9 protein-coding genes are annotated in these 11,187 nt (G+C 60.5%); all 9 read right to left on the bottom strand.

Going from position 1 to position 11,187, the window contains the following annotated elements; translation table 11 throughout:
* Positions 1 to 85: 85 nt before the first annotated feature.
* The 9 genes from fleQ to flgK all read right to left on the bottom strand — a co-directional run bounded on the left by fleQ (position 86) and on the right by flgK (position 11,180).
* Positions 86 to 1,561: a transcriptional regulator FleQ gene (gene fleQ / locus N805_RS00520; protein WP_019471408.1), complete on the bottom strand. Its 1,476-nt coding sequence runs from the start codon at positions 1,559 to 1,561 to the stop codon at positions 86 to 88.
* A gap of 168 nt (positions 1,562 to 1,729) precedes the next feature.
* The gene (locus tag N805_RS00515; protein ID WP_026034449.1) at positions 1,730 to 2,023 is read right to left on the bottom strand and encodes a hypothetical protein; all 294 of its coding nucleotides are present in this window, start codon (positions 2,021 to 2,023) and stop codon (positions 1,730 to 1,732) included.
* 16 nt (positions 2,024 to 2,039) lie between these two features.
* Entirely contained in the window at positions 2,040 to 2,441 is a 402-nt protein-coding gene (gene fliS, locus N805_RS00510; protein WP_019471406.1) for a flagellar export chaperone FliS, read from the bottom strand.
* Between the two features lie 127 nt (positions 2,442 to 2,568).
* Entirely contained in the window at positions 2,569 to 3,957 is a 1,389-nt protein-coding gene (gene fliD / locus N805_RS00505) for a flagellar filament capping protein FliD (RefSeq protein ID WP_026034448.1), read from the bottom strand.
* 83 nt (positions 3,958 to 4,040) lie between these two features.
* The gene (locus N805_RS00500) at positions 4,041 to 4,397 is read right to left on the bottom strand and encodes a flagellar protein FlaG (RefSeq protein ID WP_019471404.1); all 357 of its coding nucleotides are present in this window, start codon (positions 4,395 to 4,397) and stop codon (positions 4,041 to 4,043) included.
* A 76-nt stretch (positions 4,398 to 4,473) separates the two neighbouring features.
* A complete protein-coding gene (locus tag N805_RS00495) occupies positions 4,474 to 5,916 on the bottom strand; it encodes a flagellin (RefSeq protein WP_019471403.1) in 1,443 nt (480 codons plus the stop codon).
* Between the two features lie 398 nt (positions 5,917 to 6,314).
* Entirely contained in the window at positions 6,315 to 7,244 is a 930-nt protein-coding gene (locus N805_RS00490) for a ketoacyl-ACP synthase III (RefSeq protein WP_019471402.1), read from the bottom strand.
* A 317-nt stretch (positions 7,245 to 7,561) separates the two neighbouring features.
* Positions 7,562 to 9,124 carry a flagellar hook-associated protein 3 gene (locus tag N805_RS00485; protein WP_019471401.1) on the bottom strand — a complete coding sequence of 521 codons (1,563 nt, stop codon included), beginning with the start codon at positions 9,122 to 9,124 and terminating at the stop codon, positions 7,562 to 7,564.
* A 13-nt stretch (positions 9,125 to 9,137) separates the two neighbouring features.
* Positions 9,138 to 11,180 (bottom strand): flagellar hook-associated protein FlgK, encoded by a 2,043-nt coding sequence (flgK, locus tag N805_RS00480; protein ID WP_019471400.1) that lies wholly within the window; start codon positions 11,178 to 11,180, stop codon positions 9,138 to 9,140.
* Positions 11,181 to 11,187 lie beyond the last annotated feature (7 nt).

The following is an 11,187-nucleotide window of genomic DNA, read 5'->3' as shown; positions in this document are numbered from 1 at the left end:
GTGTCGCGCAATACTCAAAACTTGCGCCATTCCTGTGGGAGCGGGTTTACCCGCGAAGAGGCCATTTCAGGCGCACTACCAGGCGTCAATCCTCCGCCTGGTCCTCGCCACCTTGGCGGCTCATGCCGTACTTGCGCATCTTCTCGACCAGGGTGGTACGGCGAATACGCAAACGTTCAGCCGCGCGAGCAACGATACCGTTGGCATCGTCCAGCGCCTGCTGGATCAGGCCCTGCTCCAGGCTACCGAGGTAGTCCTTCAGGTCCAGGCCTTCAGGTGGCAGCATCGCAGGGTTGCTGAAGTTTGGCGCGTGGCCGTTGATGGCCACGCGCTCTTCCAGGTCGCTGCGCAGGCTGTCGACCATCTGCTCGTCTTCGTCATCGACGTAGCGGAATTTCTTCGGCAGCTCGGACACACCAATCACCCCGTACGGGTGCATGATCGCCATGCGCTCGACCAGGTTGGCCAGCTCGCGCACGTTGCCCGGCCAGCCGTGGCGGCACAACGACATGATCGACGCCGAGTTGAAGCGGATGGAGCCGCGCTTCTCGTGCTCCATGCGCGAGATAAGCTCGTTCATCAGCAGCGGGATGTCTTCCACCCGCTCACGCAGCGGCGCCATCTCGATGGGGAACACGTTAAGGCGGTAGTACAGGTCTTCGCGGAAGGTGCCGTCCTCGATCATGGTCTCGAGGTTCTTGTGCGTTGCGGCGATGATGCGCACGTCGATGCTCTGGGTCTTGTTGCTACCCACACGCTCGAAGGTACGCTCCTGCAGCACACGCAGCAGCTTGACCTGCATCGGCAACGGCATGTCGCCAATTTCGTCGAGGAACAGGGTACCGCCGTTGGCCAGCTCGAAACGCCCGGCGCGGCTGGTGATCGCCCCGGTAAAGGCGCCCTTCTCGTGGCCGAACAGTTCGCTTTCCAGCAGCTCGGCCGGGATCGCGCCACAGTTGACTGGCACGAAAGGCGCCTCGCGACGCTTGGAGTGGTAGTGCAGGTTGCGCGCCACCACTTCTTTGCCGGTGCCCGACTCACCCAGGATCAACACGCTGGCGTCGGTATCGGCCACCTGCTGCATCATCTGCCGCACGTGCTGGATGGCACGACTGGTGCCGACCAGACTGCGGAACAGGTTGGGCTCGCGCTGGCGGCCGCGCTCGCGCGCCTGGTCGTACATCTCGCGATAGACCTGGGCGCGGTGCAGTGAATCCAGCAGCTGGCTGTAGCTGGGTGGCATTTCCAGGTTGGAAAGCACCCGGCGGCGAAGGTCTTCCGGGAACTCCGCAGAAGAAATTTCACCTAATAGCAGCACCGGAAGGAACTCATCCCACCCGGCCACTGTCTTAACGAGCCCAATGAGATTGCCCGGAGCATCTACGCTGCCGATGAGCACGCACAATATTTCACGGCTCGAAGACAACGACTCTACCGCTTGCTGCCAGTCATGGCTTGAGCAAGCGAGGTTTTCTTCCCCGAGGAAATTCAGCACCACCGCCAGATCGCGGCGGCGCGCGCTGTCGTCATCGATCAGCAGAATCTTGGTTTCACGCCACATGCAATAGCAACTTCCCTAGTCATATCGCCGCCCTGCAGGGGCATGCTCGACATCATTCCGACTGAATGGTCAGTGTTCGGACGTCTGGAATTCGAGAACAGACACTAGTAAAGTCAAAAAGGCCCACACAGTCAAATTTATGGCGCCTTTTGTCAAGTTGTGCGCATCTTAACTGAACAGATGGTAAACCTTCGAAGCATTTTTCGCTTGGTTGATCTGCATCATCTCTTCGGCAATTGCCTGGCGTTCACCGGTTGTCACGTCGATCAGGTTGCGGTAGACCAGCAGCACCCCTTCCAGCTTCTCGCGCAGCAACGCCTGGTCCACCGCGTGGGTTTCCAGCACCTCGTCGATGCAGGCGCGGCACGCCACGTCCAGCTTGGCAATGGCTTCCCAGTCACGCTCACTCAGGGCGCCGACCAGGGCATCACAGGTGTCATCGAGGCGTTGCAGTGCGGTCACGGTAATCTCCTTGCCGTCAGCTGGCAGGCTGGGCGTCGGCAATGCCGTCCCAACCGCTTTTCACGGTAATCAGCAGCTGGGCAACTTCGTCGATAATACTGGCATCGTTGTCGACATTGGCCTGCATAAGCCGATTAGTCATGTAGACATAGAGCGCGTCGAGCTTCTCGACAGTCTCAGGGTTTTCACTTTTTTCGGGCTGCAGGCCGTCGCGAAGGCCGATGATGATGTCGATCGCCTTGCCGAGCATCAGGCCCTTTTCCGCGATGTCGCCACGCGCCATGGCACCCTTGGCCTGGGCCATGCGATCGAGGCCACCTTCCATCAGCATCTGCACCAGGCGATGCGGCGTGGCTTCGGAAATCTGGGCATGGGAATTGACCTTCTGGTACTGACGAAGGGCTCTCATGGGATTCATCTTGCGACCTCGTGACGGGCAGGCTTAAGGGGGAGATATTCCTTGTATCGGGCAGGCGGTGAAAAACTTTACCGGCCGATGACATGAAGCCGGGCATCATGCCCGGACTTCATGCAATGTTCACGATTTAATCGTCACTGCTCGACTTGTTCAGCGCGTTTAGCGTACTCAGCACGGAACTCTGCTGTTGGCGCAGCTGGGTGACCAGGGTATCCATGTTGTTGTACTTGTCCTGCAGGCTCTTCTGCAGGGCTTCCATACGGGTGTCCAGGGTCTCCTGCTCGGTCTTGAGCTTGGTCAGACTTTCGCTCAGGACCTTGGAGCGCGAGGCGAGGGTCCCGGTGGTGGCCTTGGCAAATGGCTCGGTCACCTTTTGCAGGCGCGCCAACAGGCCGTCCTTGCCATTGAAGATACTGGTCAGGTCTGCCGCATTGGTGGAGGCAACCTTGTCCCACTTCTTGTCGTCCAGGCTCAGCGCACCACCATCTTGGGCAGACGTGACACCAAAGGCAGCGAGCGATTTCAAGGTACCGTTGCCCGACACCGCATTGAGCTCTTCACGGATGGAGGACATCAAAGTACGCATCGTGGCATCACCGGTCAACGCCGCAGCAGTCATGGAGCCATCGGCGTTCTTGGTGACCTTGGTCTCTGCGTTCATGACAGTGAGCAAGGCGTTGTAGGTGTCGATGAAACCCTTCAGGCCCGACTTCAGCGTAGTTGAGCTGGTGGTCAGCGACAGAACGGTCGCCGTGTACTCGTTTGTTGTAGTGTTTTTTGGCGAAGTACCGATCAACTTGATGTTGAGACCACTGACGGCATCGGTGATGTCGTTGGTCTTGGACTTCATGGCAATACCGTCCAGCGTGTACTCCGCGTCCGCCGGCTCATCGACGACGGTATAGCCAGTATCGATGCCCGAATTGCCCGAAAGCGTAATGTCGGAGCCGTCACCCATTTTGGTCGAGGTGATGATCAGACGGGAACCCGTGGCGTCGGTCAGTACGTTGGCACTCAGGCCTGCCGTACTGAACTGGCTATTGATGCTATCGCGAACCTGCTGCAATGTTGCGCCGGCAGGAACGCTCAGATCGTAGGGCTTGCCATTCTGCGTCATGGTCAACGTGGTCGCACTGCCAGTGGCATTGACTACCGAGCCCGCGCCATCTGTGTAGACCTTCGTCGACACCTTCGACGCAGTCGCCAGCTTGTCGACAATCAACTTGAACGAACCGTTGGCAGCGCCGGTGCCCATGGTCACGGTCGCGACCTTTTCATCCGAAGACTTCAGGCTGAGGCCACCGAAGCTGTTGGTGTCGGTCATGTTGGTCAAGGCGCCGCGGAAGGCATCCAGCGCCGACTGAATCTTGCCGATAGAGGACAACGTGGTGGTTGCCTTCAGTGTTTGGGTATTGATCTGCGCCTGCTTCGGCGCCTTCTGCGCGGCCACCAGGGAATCGACGATTGCCTGGGTATCGATGCCCGAGCCAATACCGCTGACTGTTGTACCTGCCATCATTGCTCTCCTTGTTCAGTAGCCGCCGGATCCTTGGCGGATAAATCCATCAAGGGGCCGACAGCAACAAAAATCATGCCAGCCTATGCCTGATCATCGAACAGCAGGCTGCTGGCCTCACTGAGGCTTTGCGCGAGTTTGAGCGCAAGTTCCGACGGAAGCTGCCGGATCACCTCACCGGACTGGGTGGCAATTACCTTGACCACAACCCGACCAGTGGAATCATCAATGGAAAAATCCAGCTGACGCTGGCTCGACTGGACGAAATCACGGATCTCGCCAACCGCTTTTTCCAGGTCTTCGCGCGAGTGCGGCTTGTTATCGGGGGCCGCAGCGTCCTGCACCTTGGCAGGCACGGCCGGGTCCCGATCCCGATCAACAACTGGCGCCTGGGGTAACACAGACGGATACACCTGGCTCAGCTTGACACTCATGTCCATGTTTCGAACTCCTCATGTCAAAAAGGGTGAAAGGGCACGTAAACGCGCCCTTTCACCCTTTACTCAGGCGCCTGAATTACTGGAGCAGTTTCAGGACCGAAGATGGCAGCTGGTTAGCCTGCGACAGGATCGCAGTCGAAGCCTGCTGCAGCGTCTGCTGCTTGGTCAGCTCGGCAGTTTCCGAAGCGAAGTCCACGTCCTGCACGGTGGAGCGGGCAGCGGTGGAGTTCTTCTGGATGTTCTGCAGGTTGTCGACGGTGGTTTGCAGACGGTTCTGGGTAGCACCCAGGCCCGAACGGACGCTGTCGATCGAACCGATGGCCTTGTCGATAACGGCCAGGGCGTTCTGGGCGTTGACGGCATCAGTAACATCGGTATCGGCGATGGTTGTCTTGGTCGAAGAAACCGAAGCACCGCCGAACAGGGCGGTAGCACCAGTACCGGTGGCACCGTTGGCTACCGAGTAACCTTTGGCGGAGTCCAGGGAAACCTGGCCAGTGACAACCGATGTGGCGTTAGCAGTAGCGGACAGCGTGGTCAGCGAGCCAGGGAAAGCACCATTGCCATCCTTAGCACCGACAGAGATGGCGGCAGCGCCTGCTTTGGAGGTGAATTTCAGGTTCTCGCCAGTGTCCGACTTCACCGACAGGCTCTTGGTCGATTCGTCATAGTTGACGCTGATACCCAGCTTGGCGGCGTTGGACTTCAGCTGATCAGCCAGGCTTGCAGTGTCTTTAACACCGATGAAGCTGACAGTGCTACCGCCTACAGTCAGGTCGAAGTTGGCTGGGGTGGCAGCTGCGCCGCTGGCAACAGCCAGTTTGACTTCAGTGCTGGCAGCTGCAGTCAGACCGCCGATCGAGCCATTGAGCTGGGCTGCGATGTCTTTAGCCGAAGCACCTGCACCGTAGCTTACGGTTTTGCTCTGACCGTTGCCGGTTACAACCAGATCAGCTGCGGCCACACCGCTGGCGCTAGGCGCGATAGTGCCCGACTTGATCTGCTGCGAGCCGATGCTCTTAGCCGAAACGTTGTCCAGCGCCAGGTTGATGGTTTCGTTGGCGTTGGCGCCGACCTGGATGGCCTTGGTGCCGTACGAACCGTCCAGCAGCTTCTGGCCACCGAAGGTGGTGGTTTCCGAGATACGGTTCAGCTCAGCGGTCAGAGCCTGGTATTCGTCGTTGTTCGACTTACGGTCGTCGGCGCTCAGGGAGCCAGTAGCCGAGGACAGGGCCAGGGTACGCATTTTTTGCAGGATGTCGGTCGAAGCCTGCATTGCACCTTCAGCGGTCTGGGCGATCGAGATACCGTCGTTGGCGTTCTTCACAGCCTGGCCCAGGCCGTTGATCTGGCTGGTCAGACGGTTGGCGATCTGCAGGCCGGCAGCGTCGTCTTTAGCGCTGTTGATACGCAGACCCGAGGACAGACGCTGCATCGAAGTGGTCTGAGCGTTGCTAGCCTTGGTCAGGTTGCCCTGAGTAGTGATCGACGCAATGTTGGTGTTTACAGTTAAAGCCATGACGAAATCCTCGTTGGATGGGTACTGCGGCTTCCGGCCTTGGCAACCGCCGGACTGGCCTAGAGAACCTTCGTAATAGTTATCGTCGGGTGCGCGGGATGCTTGAGGGGTTTTTCGAAAAAAAAATGCTGGCATGGGGCCAGCCCTGAGAAATCAAGGGGTTAAGGGCAGTTTATTGACGTCAAAAACCGCTCTCAAGCACACCAAGCATCACCTGCCAGCCTCCACCTGTGGGAGCGGGCGCGCCCGCGAACACCGGCAAAGCCGGTGCCATACACCGAGTCGCCTTATTCGCGGGCATGCCCGCTCCCACAGAAGCTGCGCCAGGCCACAGAATCTTGCAGGCAAAAAAAAGCGCCGGGCGGTGGCCGCCGGGCGCTTTTAGGGACTGCTGGGGATCAGTCGCGGTACAGAATGGCCGAGCCCCACGACAGGCCCACGCCAAAGCCGCTGATCGCCACACGCTTCCAACTGCCGTCGAGCATGTGCTTCTGCAGCAGCAGCGGCACGCTGGAGGACACGGTATTGCCGGTTTCCAGCATGTCCTTGACGAACTTCTCCGGGTGTTGCTCTTCGAAGCGCCGCGCCACGGCGTCGACAATCGCCGCACTGCCCTGGTGGATGCAGAAGGCATCGATATCGGAAGATTTCAGGCCGCTGGCATCCAGCAGCTCGTGCAGGTGCGCCGGCACCTTCACCAGGGCGAAGTTGAACACCTGGCGGCCGTTCATGAAGAACTTGCCGTCGGTCACTTTCAAGTGTTCGGCACCGGAGCCATCAGTGCCGAAACGCGCCTGGCCCAGGTTCCATACCGCATCCTCTCCCATCCAGGTAGCCGTGGCGGCATCGCCGAACAGCATGGTGGTGTTGCGGTCTTCCGGGTCGACGATCTTCGAATACGGGTCGGCAGTGATCAGCAGGCCGTTCTTCAGCCCTGCCGCTTCCATGAAACCTTTGATCGCATACAGGCCATACACGTAACCGGAGCAGCCCAGCGACACGTCGAACGCCGCCACGCGGGTGGACAGGCCGAGCTTGCTCTGGACGATGGCGGCGGTGTGCGGCAGGCCTTCTTCATCACCGTTTTGGGTGACCACGATCAGCGCATCGATCGACTGCGGATCCAGGTCAGGGTTGCTGGCGAACAGGGCCTGGGCGGCTTCTACGCACAGGTCGGAGGTTTCTTGCTCTTCGGCCTTGCGCGGCAGGAACGACGCGCCGATCTTGCCGAACATGAACTCTTCGTCCTTGCCAAACTTCGCACCCTGGACGTAGTTGTCCAGGCCAGCGGTAGGCACGTAACTCGCGATGCTTTTGATGCCAATCATTCTGGCTTCCCAATGAAAACAGCCAAAGACCACCACTCGATGAATTGAGGGCGCCAAATACCGGGGCGTCACCGCCAGGGGTTGAAGGCAGAGCTCACCTTGCGCACCGGTAACAAAATGCTGCAACAGCTGCTGCATAGAATACAGGGAAGATGATCGTTTTGACTCATTGGTCACATTGAAATGCTACGAAAGCCGTGGCGAGGGTGTGGAAACCAGAATTTTCACAGGCATGAAAAAGCCGGGGCCGCTCTGCGCCCCTTCGCGGGCAAGCCCGCGAAGGGGCGCACAGCGGCCCCGGTGCTCAGCAAGGCAGATCAGAGTTTGTTGAACAGGCTCAGCTGCGAAATGCGCGAGAAGGCCAGTTGCGACGCCTCCAGCATGGCCTGCTGCAAGGTCAGGGTAATGGCCGCCTGCGACATGTCGGTGTTGCCGATGGCGTTCTGGGTAGTCTTGTTGGCCAGGCCCAGGCTGGTGTTCTCCTGGCGCTGGATCTCCAGCGAGTTGCCACGGGCACCGATCGAACCCCGGGTGATATCGACCTGCTCACGGGCACTGGCCAGGTTGGCAATTGCCGAGGCCGCCGCGTCCTTCAGCGCGTTGGCCGCCCCGGCACCGGTCACCGGCGTGTCCAGGGCCGCACGCAGCTGGCTCAGGGTTTCCAGCACGTTCTGGTTCTGGTGGGTATTGGCCGTGACCGCAAACTGGTCACCCGCCTCCGGCGACCCGGACACCTGGTAGGTCACCCCGGCCACTGTCAACGAAGGCGCCGTAAAGGCACCCTTGGCGACCGGCTTGCTGTCGGCCGTCAGCGGCTGGGCGTAGAACTCGTAAGAGCCTGGGCCGGTGAACTTGATCACCGCACCATTGCTTGGGAAGGTGCTGCGATAGGCCGCTTCGTCGGTCACGTTGCTGCTGGTGACCTGTGCGCTGGAGGTGTTGCTGCCGTTACGGGTGGCATTGAACGAGTCAGGGCGTGCCCCCAGGGAAAACTCGCGACCGCCCACGGCTGCGTCGGCATCGGCGCCCTCCTCCAGGGTAACGGTGATCTCGAACTCCACACCACGCAGGGCAATGCGGTTGGCGCCTTCGGTCTTGCTGTCGAAGGTACCGTTGGTGGCAGTTTCCGAGGTGATGTCCTTGCCGCTGGCGTCAGTGATGGTGTACTGAGTCGCGCTGGTGAAGGTCAGCTTGTAGGGCTGGCCTGCTGTGAAGCTGTTGTTGTAGGTGGTGCTCGAGGTCAGCAGGCCTGACGACACCCCGACCACGCTATCGTCCGTCGCCGGCACCAGCAGGGTCGACTGCGTGCGGCTCTTGTTGCTGGCCGAATCGAAGATGCTGAAGCCAGTGTCGTTGGTGGCCAGGTTCAGGGTGTCAGACACCTGCAGGCTCAGCTGGGTCTGGTCACCGTGGTAGCTGTAGGTGCCATCGGAATTGCGCACATAGGGTGGCGTGGTGCTCTTGGAGCCGCCGAACATGTAGTCGCCGTTGGCATCGCGCGAGTTGAGCAAACCGAAGATGTTGGCCTCGATCTCTTTCAGCTCGGTGCTGATGGCCACGCGGTCAGAGTCGGTGACCCCGGCGCCACCGGCACGGATCGCCAGCTCGCTGGCGCGCTGCATGGCGTCGTTGATGGTGGAGAGCACGCTCTCCTCCTGCAACAGCGCATTGCTCACGGTGTTGATGTTGCCGCTGTACTGGTCCAGCAGCGACTGCTGCTGCTGCAACAAAAGCAGGCGCGCAGCACCGACCGGGTCATCGGCGGCGGTCTGGATACGGATACCCGACGTGACCTGATCGTTGGTCTTGTTCATGCTGGAGAAGTTCTTGGAGTAGCTACTGGCGCTGGCCTCATAGAACTGAGCAGTGGAAATACGCACGAGAGTCTACTCCTTACAAGGCATTGATCAGGGTGCTGAAGGTTTCTTGCGCCGCCTTGATGATCTGCGACGACGCCGTGTAGTAGTGCTGGAACTTGACCAGGCTGGCCGCTTCGTCATCCAGGTTGACCCCGGACACCGCGCTGCGGCTTTCGCTGGCGGACTTGAGCACCGCCTCGGTCGCGGTACTGTCGATGGACGCCTGGTTGGCCTTGGCACCTACGCGCTCGACCAGTGAGGCGTAGGCCGAAGTGAAGCTGGTACCGCCGCCGGACCCGGTGTTCACCGTCGACTTGGTCTGCAGATCGAGCAGTGCCGTGGCGTTGCGGTTGTCGGCCTTGCCATCGGCGTTGAACGCCAGGGTGAAGCTGTCATTGGCTGCCGGGCTGCCGCCGATGGTGGTTTCGACACTGAAGGTGCGCGGGTTGCCGCTGCCATCGAGAATCGGGTCGCCGGCCGCATCGAGCATCGGCACGGTCACTGTCAGCTTGTTGTCGGCACCCGGCACCACGCTGCCGGTGCCGATCTGGGTGCCCTTGGCATCGAACAGCTTGTAGCCTTGGGCACCGCCACTGGCGGCGTCGAACACAACGCGCACCGGCATCGAGTCGCGAATCGACTGCTGGATCAATGCGGTGTCTGCACCGCCATAGATATCCAGCGATTCGCCCAGCGTAGGCTGGGTGATAGTGCCAGTCCCGCTGTTGCCACTCCCCGCAGTCGCACTGACCGGCCCGGCAAAGGCCAGCTTGTTGGCATCGGTGAGGGTGGTGGCAATGCTACCGGCGGCGGCGCGGGTGGGGATGACCTTGAAGCTGTCGCCGGCTGCCAGGCCACCGCCTTTCAACGCCAGGCTGAAACCATCGATCACGGGGGCCGGGTCGGCATTCAGGTCGAAGCTGCCCATGTCGGTGCCGTCGGAACGGCGCACGCTGTACTGGTTGGCGCTGGTGAACTTCACCTCGTAGTCGTAGGTGGTCAGCGCACCGCTGTTGGCAATCGTCACATCCAGGTTGCCGGAGCCGGCACTGTTGTTCGACGAGGCCAGGCTGCGCTGGGCAATGGCGGTGGCGCTGTTGATGCTGGAGAACAGCGAGCTGCCGAACTGGCCATTGGCATCCAGGCCCTGCCCCAGCTGACTGTTGATGCTGTCGGCGACCACCAGGGCCACACGACCGAGTTCGTTCATCGACGGCGTCAGCACGTCCTGGCGATAACGCAGCAGGCCGCCAATCGCGCCACCGGAAACCACCGAGGTCACGTCCGAGCTGAACGAGTCATAGTTGATGCGCAGGCTGACCTGGCTCTTGTCGGCCACACCTGGCTCCACCGACAGGGTGTTGGCCTTGGTACCGGTGACCAGCGACTGGCCGCTGCCCAGGTACACATCGTAGTTGCCGTCACGCTCCTGCACCGTCACCCCGACCAGCTCATTGAGCTGGCGCACGGCTTCGCTGCGCGCATCCAGCAGGCTGTTGGGGGTATTGCCGGAGGCGCTGGCCGCCGTGATCTGCTTGTTGTACTCGGCAATGTTGGCGGTGAGCTTGTTCACCTGCCCTGCCATGGTATCGAGCTGGGAGTTGATCGTGGCGTTCTGCTGGGTCAGCTGGGTGCTCACCGCATTGAAACGGTTGCTTAAGGTTTGCGCCTGCGTCAGCAGCAGTTGCCGCGAGGCGACGTCGCCGGGCTTGGCCGCTGCGGTCTGCAGGGCCGAGAAGAACGCGGTAAGCACCGAGCTGATGCCGGTGTCGCGGTCGGCCAGCAGTTTGTCGACGCTGGTGATCTGGTCCTGGAAGGTGACCGAATCGGCCTGCAGCGACGTGGCGGTCTGCAGCTGGTTGTCCAGGTAGGAGCTGTAGATGCGGCGCACATCCGCCAGCGTGGTCCCGGTGCCCAGGAAGCCAGCACCGATGTTATGCGAAGGGCCTGCTACCTGCTGCGTCTGCTGGCGCGAATAGCCACTGGTCGCGGCATTGGCGATGTTGTTACTGGTTACCGACAATGCCGCCTGGCTGGCATTCAGGCCACTCAGGCCGATCGAAATCAGGCTCGACATGATTTAG

Source organism: Pseudomonas putida S13.1.2, from assembly GCF_000498395.2.
GTDB lineage: Bacteria > Pseudomonadota > Gammaproteobacteria > Pseudomonadales > Pseudomonadaceae > Aquipseudomonas > Aquipseudomonas putida_Q.
This window is presented reverse-complemented; position numbering and strand designations above follow the sequence as displayed.